20 protein-coding genes are annotated in these 18,324 nt (G+C 60.3%); 4 read left to right on the top strand and 16 right to left on the bottom strand.

The genetic code is table 11. The features are described 5' to 3' along the window. Positions 1–39: 39 nt before the first annotated feature. From LB453_RS06385 to cysG, 11 genes are all read right to left on the bottom strand, one after another. Positions 40–666, bottom strand: coding sequence for a protein-L-isoaspartate(D-aspartate) O-methyltransferase (locus tag LB453_RS06385; protein WP_103794822.1), 627 nt, complete (start codon positions 664–666; stop codon positions 40–42). Further along, positions 660–1,421, bottom strand: a complete 762-nt coding sequence (surE, locus tag LB453_RS06380; RefSeq protein WP_103794821.1) for a 5'/3'-nucleotidase SurE — start codon at positions 1,419–1,421, stop codon at positions 660–662. Before surE ends, LB453_RS06385 begins: the two co-directional genes overlap by 7 nt. After that, positions 1,402–2,451 (bottom strand): tRNA pseudouridine(13) synthase TruD, encoded by a 1,050-nt coding sequence (gene truD / locus LB453_RS06375; RefSeq protein WP_103794820.1) that lies wholly within the window; start codon positions 2,449–2,451, stop codon positions 1,402–1,404. The genes surE and truD overlap by 20 nt, the downstream gene beginning before the upstream one ends. Then, positions 2,448–2,930, bottom strand: a complete 483-nt coding sequence (gene ispF / locus LB453_RS06370; protein ID WP_103794866.1) for a 2-C-methyl-D-erythritol 2,4-cyclodiphosphate synthase — start codon at positions 2,928–2,930, stop codon at positions 2,448–2,450. The genes truD and ispF overlap by 4 nt, the downstream gene beginning before the upstream one ends. Beyond that, on the bottom strand, positions 2,930–3,646 hold the full coding sequence (gene ispD / locus LB453_RS06365; protein WP_103794819.1) for a 2-C-methyl-D-erythritol 4-phosphate cytidylyltransferase: 717 nt from the start codon (positions 3,644–3,646) through the stop codon (positions 2,930–2,932). The genes ispF and ispD overlap by 1 nt, the downstream gene beginning before the upstream one ends. A gap of 3 nt (positions 3,647–3,649) precedes the next feature. Continuing rightward, positions 3,650–3,964 carry a cell division protein FtsB gene (ftsB, locus tag LB453_RS06360; protein ID WP_081140952.1) on the bottom strand — a complete coding sequence of 105 codons (315 nt, stop codon included), beginning with the start codon at positions 3,962–3,964 and terminating at the stop codon, positions 3,650–3,652. 171 nt (positions 3,965–4,135) lie between these two features. After that, positions 4,136–4,456, bottom strand: coding sequence for a DUF3561 family protein (locus tag LB453_RS06355; RefSeq protein ID WP_103794818.1), 321 nt, complete (start codon positions 4,454–4,456; stop codon positions 4,136–4,138). Between the two features lie 55 nt (positions 4,457–4,511). Further along, positions 4,512–5,117: an adenylyl-sulfate kinase gene (gene cysC, locus LB453_RS06350; RefSeq protein ID WP_103794817.1), complete on the bottom strand. Its 606-nt coding sequence runs from the start codon at positions 5,115–5,117 to the stop codon at positions 4,512–4,514. Further along, positions 5,117–6,544 (bottom strand): sulfate adenylyltransferase subunit CysN, encoded by a 1,428-nt coding sequence (gene cysN / locus LB453_RS06345; protein WP_103794816.1) that lies wholly within the window; start codon positions 6,542–6,544, stop codon positions 5,117–5,119. The genes cysC and cysN overlap by 1 nt, the downstream gene beginning before the upstream one ends. A gap of 10 nt (positions 6,545–6,554) precedes the next feature. Beyond that, positions 6,555–7,463, bottom strand: coding sequence for a sulfate adenylyltransferase subunit CysD (gene cysD, locus LB453_RS06340; RefSeq protein ID WP_103794815.1), 909 nt, complete (start codon positions 7,461–7,463; stop codon positions 6,555–6,557). 9 nt (positions 7,464–7,472) lie between these two features. Then, complete coding sequence (gene cysG, locus LB453_RS06335; RefSeq protein ID WP_103794814.1) at positions 7,473–8,888, bottom strand: siroheme synthase CysG; 1,416 nt, start codon at positions 8,886–8,888, stop codon at positions 7,473–7,475. 254 nt (positions 8,889–9,142) lie between these two features. Between cysG and LB453_RS06330 the strand changes: the two genes are divergently transcribed. Together LB453_RS06330 and LB453_RS06325 are read left to right on the top strand one after the other, a co-directional pair. Further along, complete coding sequence (locus tag LB453_RS06330) at positions 9,143–10,162, top strand: aminopeptidase (protein WP_103794813.1); 1,020 nt, start codon at positions 9,143–9,145, stop codon at positions 10,160–10,162. Between the two features lie 8 nt (positions 10,163–10,170). Then, complete coding sequence (locus LB453_RS06325; RefSeq protein ID WP_103794812.1) at positions 10,171–10,455, top strand: YciI family protein; 285 nt, start codon at positions 10,171–10,173, stop codon at positions 10,453–10,455. Positions 10,456–10,491: 36 nt separating this feature from the next. Here the strand turns inward: LB453_RS06325 and LB453_RS06320 are convergent, their stop codons facing one another. The 3 genes from LB453_RS06320 to cysJ are packed head-to-tail and all read right to left on the bottom strand — an operon-like array spanning position 10,492 to position 14,752. After that, positions 10,492–11,226: a phosphoadenylyl-sulfate reductase gene (locus LB453_RS06320; RefSeq protein ID WP_103794811.1), complete on the bottom strand. Its 735-nt coding sequence runs from the start codon at positions 11,224–11,226 to the stop codon at positions 10,492–10,494. Beyond that, entirely contained in the window at positions 11,223–12,947 is a 1,725-nt protein-coding gene (gene cysI / locus LB453_RS06315; RefSeq protein ID WP_103794810.1) for an assimilatory sulfite reductase (NADPH) hemoprotein subunit, read from the bottom strand. Before cysI ends, LB453_RS06320 begins: the two co-directional genes overlap by 4 nt. Continuing rightward, positions 12,947–14,752, bottom strand: coding sequence for an NADPH-dependent assimilatory sulfite reductase flavoprotein subunit (gene cysJ / locus LB453_RS06310; protein WP_103794809.1), 1,806 nt, complete (start codon positions 14,750–14,752; stop codon positions 12,947–12,949). Before cysJ ends, cysI begins: the two co-directional genes overlap by 1 nt. A 296-nt stretch (positions 14,753–15,048) precedes the next feature. On the opposite strand from cysJ, the gene queD reads away from it, so the two are divergent. Together queD and LB453_RS06300 are read left to right on the top strand one after the other, a co-directional pair. After that, entirely contained in the window at positions 15,049–15,408 is a 360-nt protein-coding gene (gene queD / locus LB453_RS06305) for a 6-carboxytetrahydropterin synthase QueD (protein ID WP_103794808.1), read from the top strand. 129 nt (positions 15,409–15,537) lie between these two features. Continuing rightward, the gene (locus LB453_RS06300; protein WP_103794807.1) at positions 15,538–16,134 is read left to right on the top strand and encodes an inorganic diphosphatase; all 597 of its coding nucleotides are present in this window, start codon (positions 15,538–15,540) and stop codon (positions 16,132–16,134) included. Between the two features lie 36 nt (positions 16,135–16,170). Here the strand turns inward: LB453_RS06300 and queE are convergent, their stop codons facing one another. Together queE and eno are read right to left on the bottom strand one after the other, a co-directional pair. Continuing rightward, complete coding sequence (queE, locus tag LB453_RS06295; RefSeq protein WP_103794865.1) at positions 16,171–16,842, bottom strand: 7-carboxy-7-deazaguanine synthase QueE; 672 nt, start codon at positions 16,840–16,842, stop codon at positions 16,171–16,173. 173 nt (positions 16,843–17,015) lie between these two features. Continuing rightward, positions 17,016–18,314, bottom strand: a complete 1,299-nt coding sequence (eno, locus tag LB453_RS06290) for a phosphopyruvate hydratase (RefSeq protein WP_103794806.1) — start codon at positions 18,312–18,314, stop codon at positions 17,016–17,018. Positions 18,315–18,324 lie beyond the last annotated feature (10 nt).

The raw sequence follows: 18,324 nt of genomic DNA, 5'->3' as shown, positions 1-18,324 counted from the left end.
GTGCTATGAAACAGTTGTGAAGAAATACGTAGGTCAATCTCAGGCCAAATCGCCCTGCACCAGCGGAACAAACCGCACCGGCTCAATGCTCTCTTCAACGATATCGCCACCCTGGCGGCGCAGACGTTTCAGCACCTGCTGATCCTCTCCCACCGGCAGCACCATAATGCCGCCCTCGTCGAGTTGTGCAATCAGCGCAGTCGGAATTTCTGGCGGCGCGGCGGTGACAATAATGGCGTCAAAAGGCCCGCGCGACGGCCAGCCCTGCCAGCCGTCGCCGTGGCGCGTCGAGACGTTATGCAGGTCGAGCTGTTTAAGGCGGCGTTTCGCCTGCCACTGCAGCCCCTTGATGCGCTCGACGGAGTAAACGTGATCGACCAGATGCGCCAGAATGGCGGTCTGATAGCCGGAACCGGTGCCGATCTCCAGCACGCGCGAGTCAGGTTTCAGCGCCAGCAGCGCGGTCATGCGCGCCACCATATAGGGCTGAGAAATGGTCTGGCCGGAACCGATAGGCAGCGCCACATTGTCCCAGGCTTTATGCTCGAAGGCTTCGTCGATAAAACGTTCGCGCGGCACCTCCGCGATGGCCTTTAGCAGCAGCTCATCGTGGATGCCCTGCTGGCGCAGCTGCTCCAGCAACGCTTCGATACGCCGGTTCACCATACGAGATTGACCTCCGACTTCTCCAGCCAGTCGATAAGCACATCCTGCGCGCCGTGCGCGGTGAGGTCGACATGCAGCGCGGTCACAGAGACGTAGCCCTGATCCACGGCGGCGAAATCGGTATCCGGGCCGGCATCGAACTTTTCGCCCGGCGGCCCTATCCAGTAGAGGGTATTGCCGCGCGGGTCCTGCTGCGCGATCACCTGATCGGCGGGATGGCGGCTGCCGCAGCGCGTAACGCGGATGCCTTTGATCTCCGCCAGCGGCAGATCCGGCACGTTGATATTGAGAATACGCCCGGTGCGCAGCGGCTCGCGCGTCAGCGCACGCAGCAGCGCACAGGTGACCGCCGCCGCCGTATCGTAATGCTGATGCCCGTTAAGCGATACCGCCAGCGCGGGCAGGCCGAGATGGCGCCCTTCCATCGCCGCTGCCACGGTGCCGGAGTAGATAACGTCGTCGCCCAGATTGGGGCCGGCGTTAATGCCGGAGACCACGATGTCCGGGCGCGGCTGCATCAGCGCGTTGACGCCGAGATAGACGCAGTCGGTCGGGGTGCCCATCTGTACCGCAATATCGCCGTTTTCATGAGTAAAGGTGCGCAGCGGCGTCTCCAGCGTCAGAGAGTTGGACGCACCGCTGCGGTTGCGGTCAGGCGCAACCACCTGCACCTCAGCAATATGGCGCAGCGCCTTTGCCAGCGTTTGAATGCCCGGCGCATGGATCCCGTCATCATTACTCAGCAATATCCGCATCGTCACCTTCCTGTTGCAGAAGTTCCCGAATCACGCTGGTGGCGAAACTGCCGGCCGGCAGCCAGAACTGCATCTCCAGCGTGACGTCGTCCCACCAGCTCCAGCTCAGATCGCGCGGCACCACCAGCATCGCGCGCCGCGCCGCATCTACTCGCTCTCGCTCAAGCAGTGTAACCAATTCTGCTGCACCCGCCAGAGATTGCTGCTCAAAGGCGAGCGCCTCCCCCTGCGGGCCAGGCTCGCCGCGCCCCGGCAGCGGCGCGGTAATACGCAGCTCATGATGGTTGACGCGGGTCTGCAGCTCGCTCAGTTCGGCCGCCTGAGCGACAAACCAGCTGCCGCGGCCGGTGAGCTGCAGCGCGTCGCCCTCGAGCACCTGCGTCAGCGAGCCCTGCTGCTGCAGCCGCGCGCTGGTGACCTGATTAAACAGCGCGCTGCGCGCCGCCGAGAGGAGCAGGCTACGCTTGTTGCGATCGCGCAGGCTGATTTCGCCGCGCGCCCACTGCTGCGCCATGGTGAGGTTATTGCCGCCGCGGCCAAAGCGCTGCGTGCCGAAATAGTTAGGTGCGCCGGCGTCGCGGATCAGCGCCAGACGCGCTTCCACCGCGTCGCGGTCGCTGATTTGGCGCACCACAAGACGAAAGGCGTTGCCCGCCAGCGCGCCGATGCGCAGCTTGCGCTTGTGGCGCGTCGCCTCAAGGATATCGACCCCTTCCAGCGAAAAGCCGCTCAGATCGGGCATCCCATTTCCGGGGATGCGGAAACAGAGCGTCTGCTCGGTCACCGCATGACGATCTTTCATGCCGGCGTAGCTCATATCGCGCTGATGCACGCCGAGAAACTTTGCCAGCGCGTCCGCCACAAAGCGGGTGTTAGCGCCGGTTTTACGGATGCGCACCAGCAGATGCTCGCCCTCGCCATCGGGGCCATAGCCGAGATCTTCCGTCACCACGAAATCTTCCGGATTGGCTTTGATCACGCCGCGCGCGGTCGGCTTGCCGTGCAGAAAAGCCTGGCTCTCCAGCGTCATGCCGCATCCGCCTTCAGCAGCAGCGCAACCGCTTCACAGGCGATGCCTTCACCGCGTCCGGTAAAGCCCAGCTTCTCGGTGGTGGTCGCCTTGACGTTGACCTGATCCATATGACAGCCCAGATCTTCAGCGATATTGATGCGCATCTGCGGCACATGCGGCAGCATTTTCGGCGCCTGAGCAATAAGGGTGACGTCGACGTTGCCGATGCGGTAGCCCTTTTCCGCGATGCGTCGCCAGGCCTCGCGCAGCAGGCCACGGCTGTCCGCGCCCTTATAGGCGGGATCGGTATCGGGGAACAGCTTACCGATATCGCCCATCGCCACCGCGCCCAGCAGCGCATCGGTCAGCGCATGCAGCGCCACGTCGCCGTCGGAATGGGCAAGGAACCCCTGTTCAAACGGGATCCGCACGCCGCCAATCACCAGCGGACCTTCGCCGCCGAAAGCGTGAACGTCAAAACCGTGACCGATACGCATCATGCGCTCTCCTTTAACTGAATCTGGGTTAAATAAAATGCCGCCAGCGCCAGATCTTCCGGCCGGGTGACTTTGATGTTATCACTGCGTCCGCTGACCAGCAGCGGATGATAGCCGCAGTATTCGAGCGCTGAGGCTTCGTCGGTAATGGTCGCCCCCTCCGCCAGCGCCCGCGTCAGGCAGGCTGTCAGCAGCTGATGAGGAAAAAACTGCGGCGTCAGTGCGTGCCAGAGATCCTCACGCTCCACGGTATGCGCCACGGCGGCAACGCCCGGCTCACCGCGCTTCATGGTATCGCGCACCGGCGCCGCCAGAATGCCGCCAACGTTGCTGGTTTCCCGTACCCGCAGCAGGCGCGCAAGATCGTCGGGATGCAGACAAGGACGCGCCGCGTCGTGTACCAACACCCAGCCAGCGCCCTGCGCGGCGCGCAGTCCCGCCAGCACTGACTCGGCGCGCGTGTCGCCGCCCGTCACGCTGAGCACGCGTGGATCCCGCGCCAGCGGCAGCGACGCAAACTGGGCGTCGTCCGGGCTGAGCGCCACGATGACCTGTTTGATAGCGGGATGGGAAAACAGACGCGCAATGCTGTGTTCCAGAAGCGTCTGCTGACCAATGGTCAGATACTGCTTAGGACAGGTCGCCTGCATGCGGCTGCCGATACCGGCAGCGGGCACCACGGCGATCACCTCCGCAGGGAGAGAGTGCATGTTCATGAGTTATCGTTGTTGGTTTTGCGCAGCCTGCGCGTTGCGTTTGTTCTGATCCGGCACCAGACGATAGAAGGTTTCACCGGGCTTGATCATACCCAGTTCATTGCGTGCGCGTTCCTCGATCGCCTCTGAGCCGCCATTGAGATCGTCAATTTCGGCAAACAGCTGATCGTTACGCGCTTTAAGTTTGGCGTTGTTCGCCTGTTGTACCGCGACGTCTTCATTGACGCGCGTATAGTCGTGAATACCGTTTTTGCCCAGCCATAGCGAATATTGCAGCCAGCCGAGCAGCACCAGTAGCAGTAACGTCAGTTTTCCCATCCCCGCCCCCTGAAAAACGGCTCAATCATCCCATAACTTGATGCAGGACTCCACTCCAGGCGTGAAAATGGCCCGCTTTACCGGTCGTCTGCGCAAATTCTGATTAGGATGAGGAGAAGGCGGGCAGGTAAAGTTTTGTAACCTGCCGACGCGTTTCCACATCGGGAGGCGTCACCAGCCCGATAAAAATGAGAAGAGCAGCCAGAAAAGGCAGACCACCGACACCGCCGTCGCGGGGGTCATCCAGAGCAGCCTGCCGCGCAGCGCCATGCTGAAAATAATGCCGATCAGCACCGATACCGGCAGCAGCGCCAGAAAAAAAGGCCAGGTATAAAGGAAGAAGAAAAGCGTGTTGGAGCCGTACAACAGGAAGGGGATCGCCAGCGCGCACCAGTAAGAGAGAAAGCCGATGATGCCGCCCGGCAGCGACGAGCGCGGCTCGTCCGGGGTACTTTCATCTTTGCGGGCCAGCATAGGAGTAACGTTCTGCATAGAGATCCTGTTGACGCGAAGGCGGCAAACCAGCCTCGATTTGCCGCTTGTCTGTTCAGGATTCGATAATATCGCGACGGCGCAGCAGGTCTAACAATTGACCGGTTAGTTTTGTAACCAATTGTTCGCCCGCTAAGCATATTTCCGGCTGCTCCGGCGCCTCATAGACGCTGTCGATGCCGGTGAAATTACGCAGCTCCCCCGCGCGGGCTTTTTTGTAGAGCCCCTTGGGATCGCGTGCTTCGCACACCGCCAGCGGCGTATCGACAAACACCTCGATAAAGCGCCCTTCTGGCAGCATATCGCGCACCATCTGACGCTCGGCGCGGTGCGGCGAGATAAAGGCGGTCAGCACCACCAGCCCCGCATCCACCATCAGCTTCGCCACTTCGCCTACGCGGCGGATATTCTCTTTGCGATCGGCGTCGCTGAAGCCCAGATCGCGGCAGAGGCCGTGACGCACGTTATCGCCGTCGAGCAGATAGGTGCTGACGCCGAGCGAATGCAGCGCCTGCTCCAGCGCGCCGGCTACCGTCGACTTACCGGAGCCGGAGAGGCCGGTAAACCACAGCACCACGCCCCGGTGGCCGTGCTGCTGCTCGCGCGCCTCGCGCGTTACCGGATGGTCGTGCCACACCACGTTTTCATCGTGCTGCGCCATTACTCACCGCCCAGCAGGTCGCGCGCGTTCCAGTGCGGGAAGTGACGGCGGATCAGGGCGTTCAGCTCCAGCTCAAACTCGCTGAACTGGCCTGACTGCTGCGCTGCGCCGCTCAGCGGCTGATGGATCATCCCCGCGCCCACGGTGACGTTGCTCAGGCGATCGATAAAGATCATGCCGCCGGTCACCGGGTTCTGCTGATATTTATCCAGCACCATAGGTTCGTCGAAGGTCATTTCCACCAGACCGATGCCGTTCAGCGGCAGCGTCTCGGCGGCGCGCTTCTCCAGCGTATTGATCTCGACCTGATGAATCACCTTCGCCACGCGGCCGCGCGCTTTCTTGCCGGCGATTTTAATATCGTAGCTCTGGCCCGGCTGCAGCGGCTGCTCCGCCATCCATACCACGTCCACGGTCGCGGACTGCACCGCCTCCAGCTCGGCGTCGCTGTCGACCAGCAGATCGCCGCGGCTGATATCGATCTCGTCGTTCAGCACCAGGGTAATGGCTTCGCCCGCGCCCGCTTCCTGCAGGTCGCCGTCAAAGGTAACGATGCGCGCCACGGTCGATTCTACGCCTGACGGCAGCACCTTCACGCGCTGGCCGACCCGCACCGCGCCGGAGGCGAGCGTGCCCGCATAGCCGCGGAAATCCAGGTTCGGACGGTTAACGTACTGCACCGGGAAGCGCATCGGCTGCTGGTCCACCACGCGCTTCACCTCCACGGTCTCCAGCACGTCAAGCAGCGTCGGGCCGCTGTACCACGGCATGGTCTGGCTTGGGGTAGCGACGTTATCGCCCTCGAGCGCCGACATCGGCACAAAGCGGATATCCAGGTCTTCCGGCAGCTGCGCCGCGAAGTCGAGGTAGTCTTGCTTAATCTGCTCGTAGGTCTCCTGGCTGTACTCCACCAGGTCCATTTTGTTGATCGCCACTACCAGATGCTTAATGCCCAGCAGCGTGGAGATAAAGCTGTGGCGACGGGTCTGATCCAGCACGCCTTTACGCGCGTCGATCAGCAGGATCGCCAGATCGCAGGTCGAGGCGCCGGTCGCCATGTTGCGGGTGTACTGCTCGTGCCCCGGCGTGTCGGCGATAATAAATTTACGCTTCTCGGTAGAGAAGTAGCGGTAGGCCACGTCAATGGTGATGCCCTGCTCGCGCTCCGCCTGAAGTCCATCTACCAGCAGCGCCAGGTCGAGCTTCTCGCCCTGGGTGCCGTGACGCTTGCTGTCGTTGTGCAGCGAAGAGAGCTGATCTTCATAGATCTGACGCGTATCGTGCAGCAGGCGGCCGATCAGCGTGCTTTTGCCGTCGTCGACGCTGCCGCAGGTAAGAAAACGCAGCAGACTTTTATGCTGTTGCGCGGTCAGCCAGGCTTCTACGCCGCCCTGATCGGCAATCTGTTGTGCAATAACGGTATTCATCTGCGTCTCCTTAGAAATAACCCTGACGTTTTTTCAGTTCCATCGAACCGGACTGATCGCGGTCAATCACGCGGCCCTGGCGTTCGCTGGTGGTAGAGACCAGCATCTCTTCGATAATTTCCGGCAGCGTCTGCGCTTCAGACTCCACCGCGCCGGTAAGCGGCCAGCAGCCAAGGGTGCGGAAGCGCACCATACGCTGCGTGATCACTTCGCCAGGCTGCAGATTGATACGGTCATCATCCACCATCATCAGCATGCCGTCGCGCTCCAGCACCGGACGCGGCGCGGCGAGATAGAGCGGCACGATTTCGATGTTTTCCAGGAAGATGTACTGCCAGATATCAAGCTCGGTCCAGTTCGACAGCGGGAAAACGCGAATGCTTTCGCCCTTGTTGATCTGGCCGTTGTAGTTATGCCACAGCTCCGGGCGCTGGTTTTTCGGATCCCAGCGGTGAAAACGGTCGCGGAAAGAGTAGATACGCTCTTTGGCGCGCGACTTCTCTTCGTCGCGGCGCGCCCCGCCGAACGCGGCGTCAAAGCCATATTTGTTCAGCGCCTGCTTCAGCCCTTCGGTTTTCATGATGTCGGTGTGCTTGGCGCTGCCGTGTACGAAGGGGTTGATGCCCATCGCCACGCCTTCCGGGTTACGGTGAACCAGCAGCTCGGCACCCATCTCTTTCACGGTGCGATCGCGAAACGCGTACATCTCGCGGAATTTCCAGCCGGTATCAACGTGCAGCAGCGGAAACGGCAGCGTGCCGGGATAGAAGGCTTTGCGCGCCAGATGCAGCATCACCGACGAATCTTTGCCGATGGAGTACATCATTACCGGATTGCTGAACTCCGCTGCGACCTCGCGGATGATATGAATGCTTTCCGCCTCTAACTGACGCAGATGAGTAAGTCTTTTTTGATCCATGATTTTTCCTCAAGCCAGTGTGACAACGGCGGACTCGCGGGTCGCCTGCTGTGCAGAATGTTGAAACCACGCCAGCTGCTCGTGCAGCTTTACCACTTCTCCGATCACCAGCAGCGCAGGCGTCGGCGCGGCGGCAGCCAGCGTCTCAAGGTGTTCCAGCGTGCCGGTCAGCACCTGCTGATCCTGCCGCGTGCCGCGGCCAATAACCGCAACCGGCGTCGCAGGGTCGCGACCGTGGCGCATCAGCCCTTCGCCGATCGCCGCCGCCTTGACCGTGCCCATATAAATCGCCAGGGTCTGGCGCGCCCGCGCCAGCGACGGCCAGTCGATATCGTCGCCGTCGGCGCGACAGTGACCGGTAATAAACAGCACGCTCTGGGCGTGATCGCGATGCGTCAGCGGAATGCCGGCGTAGGCGGTAGCCCCTGCCGCGGCCGTGACGCCAGGCACCACCTGAAACGGGATGCCCGCCTCCTGCGCCGCCTGCAGCTCTTCGCCGCCGCGGCCAAAGATAAAGGGATCGCCTCCTTTCAGGCGCACCACGCGCTTGCCTTTGCGCGCCAGCTCCACCAGCAGGCGATTGGTCTCTTCCTGCGGCACCGAGTGCGCACCGGCGCGCTTGCCAACGCAGATGCGGTCGGCGTCGCGGCGTACCAGATCCAGCACCTCGTCGCTGACCAGATGGTCGTACAGCACCACGTCCGCCAGCTGCATTACCTGCAGGCCGCGCAGCGTTAGCAGCCCGCTGTCGCCAGGCCCGGCCCCCACCAGAATGATCTCGCCTTCGCGGTTCGGCTCCTCATGAAGCTCACGCACCAGGGTGCGCGTCGCCTCCTCCACGTTGCCCGCCGACATCTGGCTGGCAAACAGGCCGTTAAAGGCGCGCTCCCAGAAGCGACGGCGATCGGACATGCGGCTAAAGCGCTGCTTTACGCTGTCGCGAAATCCGCCGGCCACGTCGGCCATCTGCCCCAGGCTGGCGGGCAGCAGCGCCTCCAGCTTTTCGCGCAGCATACGCGCCAGCACCGGCGCGGTGCCGCTGGAGGAGATGGCGACCACCAGCGGTGAGCGGTCCACGATAGAGGGAAAGATAAAGCTGCACTTCGGCTGGTCGTCCACCACGTTGACCAGCCGGTGACGGGCGTTGGCCTCGTCGTAAACCTGACGGTTAAGCTGGTTATCGTCGGTAGCAGCGATAGCGAGAAAGACCGCGTCGAGCTGCGCCGGGTCGAACGTCGTCGCCAGCCAGTCGATCTGCTGTTCCTGATGCAGCGCCTGAAGCTCGGGGCAAAGCTCGCGCGACACCACGCGCACCTGCGCGGAAGCGCGACGCAGCAGTTCAATTTTGCGCGCCGCAACGTCGCCGCCGCCGACGACCAGCACCGGACGACCTTTGAGATCGGCGAAAAGAGGCAAATAGTCCACGATAACCCTGGCGTTGTAACCGTAATTTAACGCGACTATACGTTGCGCCCTTCTGGCAGATGAAATTACGAATTGGAATGAGTAGTTACCGAATGGAATAACGCCCCAGGCAAGCTCATAACAAAATGTGCTTAACAGATGATCTGGCAAGGCTTTCAGAGCGAATCAAATTGTTTAATGGCGATCACAGTTTCATACTGGAGAGCGAAAAAATTTTGGCTTTTCGTCACAGGATGACCGACAAGGAACACCGCATGTTTGCCTTTCTCCGCCTGACCGCGCTGGCTGCGCTGTTAAATTGCGGTTTTGCTCTGCACGCCCAGGCCGCCAGCGTTGCGCCCGGGGCATTTGCCGAGCAGCAGCTTCGCCATATTGCCACCTGGTTTCCTGGCCGCATGAGCGGCAGCCCGGCTGAAATGATGGCCGCCGACTACCTGCAGCAGCAGTTCACCGCGCTCGGTTTTCAGAGTAATACCCGCCAGCTCAATACCGGCTATCGCTGGCGCGAAGCCAACGGCGATCTGCGCTGGCACAAGGTCACAGCGACCTCGGTGATTGCCGCCCGCGCCGGCAGCGCGCCGCAGGAGATCCTGATCGTGGCGCATCTCGACACCTGGACCCCGCTCAGCAGCCGCGAGGTAGAGAAAAATCTCGGCGGCCTGCGCCTGCAGGGGGTCGACGACAACGCCTCAGGGCTGGGCGTGATGCTGGAGCTGGCGCAGCAGCTGAGCCGTCGGCCGCTGCACTACGGCGTGCGTTTCGTGGCCCTGAGCGCCGGCGAAACCGCGCCCGGCGGCATGCAGGATTACGTGGCGCGCATGAGCGAGAAAGAGAAAAAGAACACGCTGCTGGTGGTGGACCTTAACAGCCTGATCACCGGCGATCATCTCTATTTCAACAGCGGCAGCAATACGCCGCGCGCGGTGCGCAAGCAGACCAGCGAGCGCGCGCTGCGCCTGGCGCAGCAGCTCGGCATCCCCGCCGCCAGCCATCAGATAACCGCGCGCGACTATAACGGCGTCAATGCGTTCGATAAGGCGGGCTTTCCGCTGCTGGACGTGACGGCGAGTAACTGGTCGCTGGGCGGCAAAGATGGCGCGCAGCAGCGCAGCCGCTCGACGCACTTCCCGGACGGCACCACGCGCCATCAGACCGATCGCGATAATCTCAGCTATCTCGATCGCTGGCTGCCGGGCCGCATCTCGCTGCGCACGCGCGACAGCGTGAAGGTTCTGCTGCCGCTGCTGGGCGAACTGACCAACCCCAAACTGTAAGGATCGCTATGTATATCGTCTCGCTAAGCTATTTTCGCCCGGTCGAAGAGGTTGACGCCCTGCTGGAGCCGCATATTCAGTGGCTGGATCGCTATTTCGCGGCGGGGGTGTTTCTCGCGGCTGGTCGTAAGGAACCGCGTACCGGCGGCATTGTGCTGGTAAAAGATATCGATCGCGCCCGGCTGGATACCATCCTGGCGGAAGATCCTTTTGTCGCGGTGGCGAACTATGAGGTGACTCAGGTAAATATGACGCGGGCGACGGATGCCTTTGCCGCGCTGACGGGGATCTAAAAAGCAACGCGCCGTGAATCACGGCGCGTTGAGCGGTTACCCTTCGTGCAGACCGCACTCGCGCTTCAGTCCGAAGAAGCGCGTCTCTTCTTCCGCCATGCCGGGCTCCCATTTGCGCGTGGTATGGGTATCACCCACCGACAAATAGCCCTCATCCCACAGCGGATGGTATTTAAGGTTGTGCTGCTGCAGATAGTGATGAATCTGCCGGTTATCCCAGTCGATAATCGGCAGCACCTTGAAGACGCCGCGCTGCACGCCAAGCACCGGCAGATTAGCGCGACTGCCGGACTGATCGCGGCGCAGCCCGGCAAACCAGGTCTGCGCGCCCAGCGTCTGCAGCGCGCGGTTCATCGGCTCAACCTTGTTGATCTGGTTGTACTGCTCAATGCCTTCCACGCCCTGCTCCCACAGCTTGCCGTAGCGCGCTTCCTGCCAGGCCGCCGAGGTTTCGGCGCGAAACACCTTCAGATTCAGGCCCAGCTGATCCGTAAGCTGGTCGATAAAGCGATAGGTTTCCGGGAAGAGATAGCCGGTATCGGTGAGGATCACCGGAATATCCGGCATCTGGCGCGTGACCAGATGCAGCGACACCGCCGCCTGAATGCCGAAACTCGACGAGAGCACAAAGGCGCCCGGCAGGTTCTCCAGCGTCCAGCTGACGCGCGCCTCCGCCGAGCTTTTCTCCAGCTGCGCATTGACGGACGCTAACGCCAGCGTGCGCTCGACTTTGTTCATTTCACTCAGTGCTGCGAGGTCGAACTGACTCATACTGCCTCCGAATCCCAGAAATCACGTGCCGGATCGACAACCGGCTTGATGATACCCGCGCGGATCGTGAAGTCGCCGAAGCCCTCAGCGCCGTGACGCTCGCGCGCCCAGCGTCCCACCAGCTCGTCAATGCTGGCAAGGATCTCGCTTTCGGTGATGTTCTCGCGGTACATGCGCGGAATGCGCGTGCCGATGCGGTTGCCGCCGATATGCAGGTTGTAACGGCCTGGCGCTTTGCCCACCAGCCCGATTTCCGCCAGCATGGCACGGCCGCAGCCGTTGGGACAACCGGTGACGCGTAGCACTATGTGCTCTTCGCCCACGCCGTGGCCGTGCATGATCTCTTCTACTTTGGTAACAAAGGCGGGCAGAAAACGCTCCGCTTCCGCCATCGCCAGCGGGCAGGTCGGGAAGGAGACGCACGCCATCGAGTTTTCGCGCTGCGCGGTCACGCTCTCCATCAGGCCATGCTCGCGCGCAATCGCCTCGATCTTCGCCTTCTCGCTCTCCGGCACGCCGGCCACGATCAGGTTCTGGTTGGCCGTCAGGCGGAAGTCGCCCTGATGCACGCGCGCGATAGCCGCGATGCCGCTCTTCAGCGGACGCTCCGGGTAGTCAAGCAGGCGACCGTTTTCGATAAACAGCGTCAGGTGCCACTTGTTGTCGATGCCCTTGATCCAGCCGATGCGGTCGCCGCGGGTGGTGAACTCGTAGGGGCGGATCGGTTCAAAGGTTAAACCGGCACGCTTTTCCACTTCCGCTTTAAAGGTCTCGACCCCAACGCGCTCAAGCGTATATTTGGTTTTGGCGTTTTTGCGATCGGTACGGTTGCCCCAGTCGCGCTGCGTGGTGACAACGGCCGCGGCGACCTCCAGCGTTTTGCTCAGCGGCAGATAGCCGATTTCGCTGGCGGTGCGCGCATAGGTCGCTTTGTTGCCGTGTTCAATCGACAGGCCACCGCCCACCAGCAGGTTAAAGCCGATCAGCTTGCCCTTCTCCGCCACCGCGATGAAGTTAAGATCGTTGGCGTGCAGATCCACATCGTTATGCGGCGGGATCACCACCGTGGTTTTAAACTTACGCGGCAGATAGGTCTCGCCGAGGATCGGCTCCTCGTCGGTGGTAGCGACCTTCTCTTTATCCCACCAGATTTCAGCGTAGGCACGGGTGCGCGGCAGCAGATGCTCGGAGATTTTCTTCGCCCACTCGTAGGCTTCCTGATGCAGCTCTGACTCCACCGGGTTGGAGGTACAGAGCACGTTGCGGTTAACGTCGTTGGCGGTCGCCAGCGCGTCAAGCCCGACTTCGTGCAGCATCTGGTGCGACGGCTTAACGTTCTTCTTCAGAATGCCGTGAAACTGAAAGGTCTGGCGGTTGGTCAGACGGATGCTGCCGTACAGGGTTTTTTCCGTGGCGAACTTATCGATCGCCAGCCACTGCGTCGGCGTAATAATGCCGCCCGGCAGACGGCAGCGCAGCATCATGGCGTGACGCGGCTCCAGCTTCTGTTCGGCGCGCTCGGCACGGATGTCGCGATCGTCCTGCTGGTACATGCCGTGGAAGCGGATCAGCAGAAAGTTATCGCCGTTGAAGCCGCCGGTCAGGCCATCATCCAGATCCTCGAGGATGGTGCCGCGTAAATAGTTGCTCTCTTTTTTAAGACGCTCGGCGTCGACCAGCTTGCCTTCAACGACCAGCGGTCCAGGGTGTTTTTCGCTCATTAATAAACGTCTCGCTGATAGCGGCGCTCGATGCGCAGCTCACTTAAAAATTCGTCGGCCGTCTCACGATCCATTGCGCCGTGTTCGACCACCACATCCAGCAGCGCCTGCTCGACGTCTTTCGCCATACGGTTGGCGTCGCCGCAGACATAAATATGCGCGCCCTCTTCGATCCAGCGCCACACTTCCGCCCCTTTGGCGCGGATTTTATCCTGTACGTAAACCTTCTGCTCCTGGTCGCGTGACCAGGCGAGGTCGATATGGGTCAGCAGGCCATCTTTCACGTACTGCTGCCACTCGACCTGATAGAGGAAGTCTTCCGTAAAGTGTGGATTGCCGAAGAATAGCCAGTTTTTGCCGCCTGCGCCGTCGTTGTCGCGCTGCTGCATAAAGGCGCGGAACGGCGCGATGCCGGTGCCGGGGCCAATCATGATCACCGGCGCGTCCGGGTTAGCGGGCAGACGGAAATTATCGTTATGCTCGATAAAGACGCGGATCTCCGCATCCTCTTCCAGGCGATCAGCCAGGTAGCCGGAAGCGCCGCCCGTGCGGGGGCGGCCGTCGATATCGAAGCGCACCGCGCCGACGGTGATATGCACTTCAGTTTCGTTCTCCGCCTGCGATGAGGCGATAGAGTAGAGGCGCGGCGTCAGCGGACGCAGCAGCGTGGTCAGCTGCTCGGCGTTGAGTTCGGTCGGCGCGTTACGCACCATATCGACGATGGGGAAGGTCTGCGCATAGTGTTGCAGCTTCGCCTTGTCGCCTGCCATTGCCAGCAGCGCGTCGTTGCGCGACAGCGCGGCGTACTGCTCAACGATTTGCGCGGTGTTAACCGTCAGCTCAAAGTGCTTTTGCAGCGCCTCGCTAAGCGGCAGGGTTTCGTTGTCGATCTGTACCGGCTCGTCGCCTTTCAGCCACAGCAGGCTCAGCAGCTCGGCGACCAGTTCCGGGTCATTTTCATACCAGACGCCCAGCGCGTCGCCCGGCTGATAGCGTAAGCCAGAATCGCCCAGGTCGATCTCAATATGGCGCACGTCTTTATCGGAGTTGCGGCCGGTAATTTTTTGGTTCACGGCAAAGCTGGCGGTCAGCGGCGCCTCTTTGGTGTAGGGGCTGCTGTGCACTTCGTTGATGCTGCCGGTCGCGGTCGCCATCGCCTGCGCGGGCGTCTCACTCGGCACGCGCTGCTTCAGCACCTCAACCAGCGCACGGCGCCAGTTCGCGGCCGCTTCGGCGAAATCGACATCGGCGTCGACGCGATCCAGCAGGCGCTCTGCCCCCAGCTCCGCCAGACGGCTGTCAAAGTCTTTGCCAGCTTTGCTAAAGAATTCATAGGAGGTATCGCCGAGGCCCAGCACCGCAAAGGCGGCGCCATCCAGCTTCGGCGCTTTTTTCGACATCAGGAATTTATGCAGCGCCACCGCCTCTTCCGGCGGATCGCCTTCGCCCTGCGTGGAGGTAACCACCACCAGCAGCTTCTCCTGGCCGATCTGCTTGAACTTATAGTCGCCAGCGTTAACCAGCTTAACGTTGAGCTTCGCCGCCTGCAGATCGTCGCGCAGCTGCTCGGCGACACGGCGCGCATTGCCGGTTTGCGAAGCCGAGATCAGCGTAATCGCCGGGATCTCCGCCGCCGCTGGCGCGCTGGCCGCGACGCTGCCGGGCGTCTGATTGATCATTCCCCAGAAGTAGCCAGAGAGCCACGCCAGTTGGGTGGGAGAAAAATCAGTCGTTGCCGCCTGTAATCGCGCAAGTTGCTCCGGGTTTAGCGGGAGCAGAGAACCTGGGGGTGCCTGAGTCGTCATCGCGTTAAAAATTCCAGTATCTGAAGTCCGGACGGTAAAGTAGCAGAGAGAGTGGTAGGTTACCGGCCCGTATATTAACGATTAAATACGGCTTCGACATAAATAATAACCAAAATGACTAAGTGGTTTTTCAGGTAGGCATAATCACTAAAACTGGTAAAGAAATTGATTGTTTATCAGTCAGTTAAAAACAGGCCTGCTCTGGCGCTCAGCTAAAATACGTCTTTATAACGGTACGGATGCGAAAATTCCGTATTTCAGGTAGAATTCCCCGGTTTTTCAGCCTGAGAGCCATTATGTCTACCACACTGTTTAAAGAGTTCCAGTTCGAAGCCGCTCACCATTTGCCTAACGTCCCGGAAGGACACAAATGCGGCCGCCTGCATGGCCATTCGTTTCTGGTGCGACTGGAAATTACCGGCGAAGTGGACGCGCATACCGGCTGGGTGATGGATTTCGCCGAACTGAAAGCGGCCTTCAAGCCGCTTTACGACCGCCTCGATCATAACTATCTGAACGACATCCCGGGTCTTGAAAACCCCACCAGCGAAGTGCTGGCGAAATGGATTTGGGATGAGATGAAGCCGCTGCTGCCTGAGCTGAGCGCGGTGATGATCAAAGAGACCTGCACCGCAGGCTGCGTCTACAAAGGGTAAATCCCGTCAGGGCTGTGCTGCGCGCAGCCCGCACTTTCCGCTCTACGCTTCTTTACGCCCGCGTCATCTCTCTGTCATCTGCCGCCTCTACGTTGTTTTCTCCTTTATAAAAGATCATGAGAATCAACGATGAACCCGAAACGCCTTGCCGCCTTCGCGCTGCTTTTTACCGCCTCTGCCGCCGTTCAGGCGCAAAACGTACTCGACTTCCCCCAGCCGGACAACGTGCCGGATGAGTTCTACGCCGTCACCGAAATTCCGGCCGGCGGCACCATCAAATATGAGACCGATGCCAAAACCGGCTTTATCGTCGCGGATCGCTTTCAGTCGATGCCGGTCGCTTATCCGGCAAACTACGGATCCCTGACGCAGTCGCTGGGCGGCGATAACGATCCCCTCGACGTGATCTTCTATAGCCGCGCGCCGCTGCAGCCTGGGACGCTGATCAAACTGCGCCCCATCGGCGTGCTGAAGATGATCGACGGCGGCGAAGTGGACGATAAGATCGTCGCGGTGCCGACCAGCAAAATCGATCCAACCTATGACGATATCAAGAGCATGAGCGATCTGCCGAAGATGGAGCAGGCGCGCCTTGAGGCCTTTTTTCGCGTTTATAAACAGCTGCCGGAAGGGCGCAAGAAGGTGGAGCTAAACGGATTTGAAAGCGCCGAGGTGGCGAAGAGCGAGATCAAGAAGGCGTTTGACGCCTATAAAGCGAAGCAGTGAGGGTAGCGGGCGGCGCGGCCGCCCTGCTCTCTTCCGTCAGGCGATATTGAGATATTTGTGGGTCTGCATCGATAAACGCCAGTTGCGCGCGATGCAGGTTTCGATGCAAAGCTTCGTCGCCTCATCTTTACGGCTGATCGGCTGTAGCGCAATCACGCGGGCTTTGCTGTCGCTCAGCGTTGCCAGCAGTGCATCCAGCGCCTCGACGTCGCGCTCGCGCGCCACCGGATGTTTGATCTCATCCGCGCGCTGCAGCGCCTGCGCCAGCACATCATAGCCGCCGCGCATATTTACCTTTGGCGATACCGTGACCCAGGTTTTCTCGGAGCAGTGCACTTCATGCGTGCCGCTGGTTTCAATCTGGCACTGAAAGCCGTGCGCTTCTAAGGCTGTGGTCAGCGGACGCAGGTCGTAAATCGACGGCTCGCCGCCGGTGATCACCACATGGCGCGCCGTCCAGCCCTGACGCTGAATAGTCTCAATCAGCAGCGCCTCATCGGCGTTGCCCCAGGCATCGGTCTCCACCGTTTTGACCAGAATATCGCCCAGCGCCGTTTCCCGATCGGCCAGTTTCTCCCAGGTATGTTTGGTATCACACCAGCTACAACCCACCGGACATCCCTGTAAGCGAATAAAGATGGCCGGAACGCCGGTATAAAATCCCTCTCCCTGCAGCGTCTGGAACATTTCGTTAATCGGGTATTGCATTACGGACTCGCTAGTAAAAAACAGGGCGCTGATTATGGCAGATTTGCCGCGCAGCTCAACCACGCGATGTGCCTTTTCTCTGCGTCTGCGCCACTGCTGTAAAACAAAAAGCCCCGCACAAGGCGGGGCTTTCTCTCAGGCAAATGCCGTCAGCCGACGGCATCAGCAGGCGATTACGCCTGGCCTTTCACTTCTTTCAGACCGTTGAACGGCGCTTTTGAACCCAGCGCTTCTTCGATACGGATCAGCTGGTTGTACTTAGCCACGCGGTCAGAACGGCTCATAGAACCGGTTTTGATCTGGCCTGCAGCAGTACCGACCGCCAGGTCAGCGATGGTGGCATCTTCGGTCTCACCTGAACGGTGTGAAATCACCGCGGTGTAGCCTGCGTCTTTCGCCATTTTGATCGCCGCCAGGGTTTCGGTCAGAGAACCGATCTGGTTGAATTTGATCAGGATGGAGTTAGCGATGCCTTTCTCGATACCTTCTTTCAGGATTTTGGTGTTGGTTACGAACAGGTCGTCGCCCACCAGCTGGATTTTGTCGCCCAGCACTTTAGTCTGGTAAGCAAAGCCGTTCCAGTCTGACTCGTCCAGACCATCTTCGATAGAGACGATCGGATACTGTTTGGTCAGATCTTCCAGGAAGTGGGTGAACTCTTCAGAGGTAAAGGCTTTGTTGCCTTCGCCAGCCAGCACATATTTGCCGTCTTTGTAGAATTCAGATGCCGCGCAGTCCATCGCCAGGGTGATGTCTTTGCCCAGCTCGTAGCCTGCTGCTTTTACCGCTTCTGCGATAACGGCCAGCGCTTCAGCGTTGGAACCCAGGTTCGGCGCATAGCCGCCTTCGTCGCCAACAGCGGTGTTCATGCCTTTCGCCTTCAGCACTTTCGCCAGGTGATGGAACACTTCAGAACCCATGCGGATCGCTTCTTTCACTGTTGAAGCGCCAACCGGCTGGATCATGAACTCCTGGATGTCGACGTTGTTGTCGGCGTGCTCACCACCGTTGATGATGTTCATCATCGGCAGCGGCATTGAGAATTTGCCCGGGGTGCCGTTCAGCTCAGCGATGTGCTCATACAGCGGCTGACCTTTAGAGGCTGCTGCCGCTTTCGCCGCAGCCAGCGATACCGCCAGAATGGCGTTTGCGCCGAAGTTGGATTTGTTTTCAGTACCGTCCAGGTCGATCATGATTTTATCGATGTTCGCCTGATCTTTCGCGTCTTTGCCTTTTACCGCATCCGCAATCGGACCGTTAACCGCAGCAACTGCTTTAGTCACGCCTTTGCCCAGGAAACGAGATTTGTCGCCGTCGCGCAGCTCCAGCGCCTCGCGTGAACCGGTAGAAGCGCCTGACGGTGCCGCTGCCAGACCAACAAAACCACCTTCCAGATGTACTTCCGCTTCTACAGTCGGGTTGCCGCGGGAGTCGATGATTTCGCGACCGATGACTTTAACGATTTTGGCCATTACGATTTTC

The sequence above is a fragment of the Pantoea agglomerans genome, assembly GCF_020149765.1.
Classification (GTDB): Bacteria; Pseudomonadota; Gammaproteobacteria; order Enterobacterales; family Enterobacteriaceae; genus Pantoea; species Pantoea alvi.
Note: the sequence above shows the minus strand (reverse complement) of the source record. Positions and strands in the feature narration are given on the sequence as shown.

Excerpts from the sequence above, each read along its gene's own strand:
- LB453_RS06300 (WP_103794807.1), top strand. The coding sequence starts at position 15,538 with ATGAACCCGAAACGCCTTGCCGCCTTCGCGCTGCTTTTTACCGCCTCT.
- ispF (WP_103794866.1), bottom strand. The coding sequence starts at position 2,930 with ATGCGTATCGGTCACGGTTTTGACGTTCACGCTTTCGGCGGCGAAGGT.
- ftsB (WP_081140952.1), bottom strand. The coding sequence starts at position 3,964 with ATGGGAAAACTGACGTTACTGCTACTGGTGCTGCTCGGCTGGCTGCAA.
- ispD (WP_103794819.1), bottom strand. The coding sequence starts at position 3,646 with ATGAACATGCACTCTCTCCCTGCGGAGGTGATCGCCGTGGTGCCCGCT.
- LB453_RS06330 (WP_103794813.1), top strand. The coding sequence starts at position 9,143 with ATGTTTGCCTTTCTCCGCCTGACCGCGCTGGCTGCGCTGTTAAATTGC.
- LB453_RS06320 (WP_103794811.1), bottom strand. The coding sequence starts at position 11,226 with ATGAGTCAGTTCGACCTCGCAGCACTGAGTGAAATGAACAAAGTCGAG.
- queE (WP_103794865.1), bottom strand. The coding sequence starts at position 16,842 with ATGCAATACCCGATTAACGAAATGTTCCAGACGCTGCAGGGAGAGGGA.
- eno (WP_103794806.1), bottom strand. The coding sequence starts at position 18,314 with ATGGCCAAAATCGTTAAAGTCATCGGTCGCGAAATCATCGACTCCCGC.
- cysJ (WP_103794809.1), bottom strand. The coding sequence starts at position 14,752 with ATGACGACTCAGGCACCCCCAGGTTCTCTGCTCCCGCTAAACCCGGAG.
- LB453_RS06355 (WP_103794818.1), bottom strand. The coding sequence starts at position 4,456 with ATGCAGAACGTTACTCCTATGCTGGCCCGCAAAGATGAAAGTACCCCG.
- cysN (WP_103794816.1), bottom strand. The coding sequence starts at position 6,544 with ATGAATACCGTTATTGCACAACAGATTGCCGATCAGGGCGGCGTAGAA.
- surE (WP_103794821.1), bottom strand. The coding sequence starts at position 1,421 with ATGCGGATATTGCTGAGTAATGATGACGGGATCCATGCGCCGGGCATT.
- queD (WP_103794808.1), top strand. The coding sequence starts at position 15,049 with ATGTCTACCACACTGTTTAAAGAGTTCCAGTTCGAAGCCGCTCACCAT.
- LB453_RS06385 (WP_103794822.1), bottom strand. The coding sequence starts at position 666 with ATGGTGAACCGGCGTATCGAAGCGTTGCTGGAGCAGCTGCGCCAGCAG.
- cysD (WP_103794815.1), bottom strand. The coding sequence starts at position 7,463 with ATGGATCAAAAAAGACTTACTCATCTGCGTCAGTTAGAGGCGGAAAGC.
- truD (WP_103794820.1), bottom strand. The coding sequence starts at position 2,451 with ATGACGCTGGAGAGCCAGGCTTTTCTGCACGGCAAGCCGACCGCGCGC.
- cysC (WP_103794817.1), bottom strand. The coding sequence starts at position 5,117 with ATGGCGCAGCACGATGAAAACGTGGTGTGGCACGACCATCCGGTAACG.
- LB453_RS06325 (WP_103794812.1), top strand. The coding sequence starts at position 10,171 with ATGTATATCGTCTCGCTAAGCTATTTTCGCCCGGTCGAAGAGGTTGAC.
- cysI (WP_103794810.1), bottom strand. The coding sequence starts at position 12,947 with ATGAGCGAAAAACACCCTGGACCGCTGGTCGTTGAAGGCAAGCTGGTC.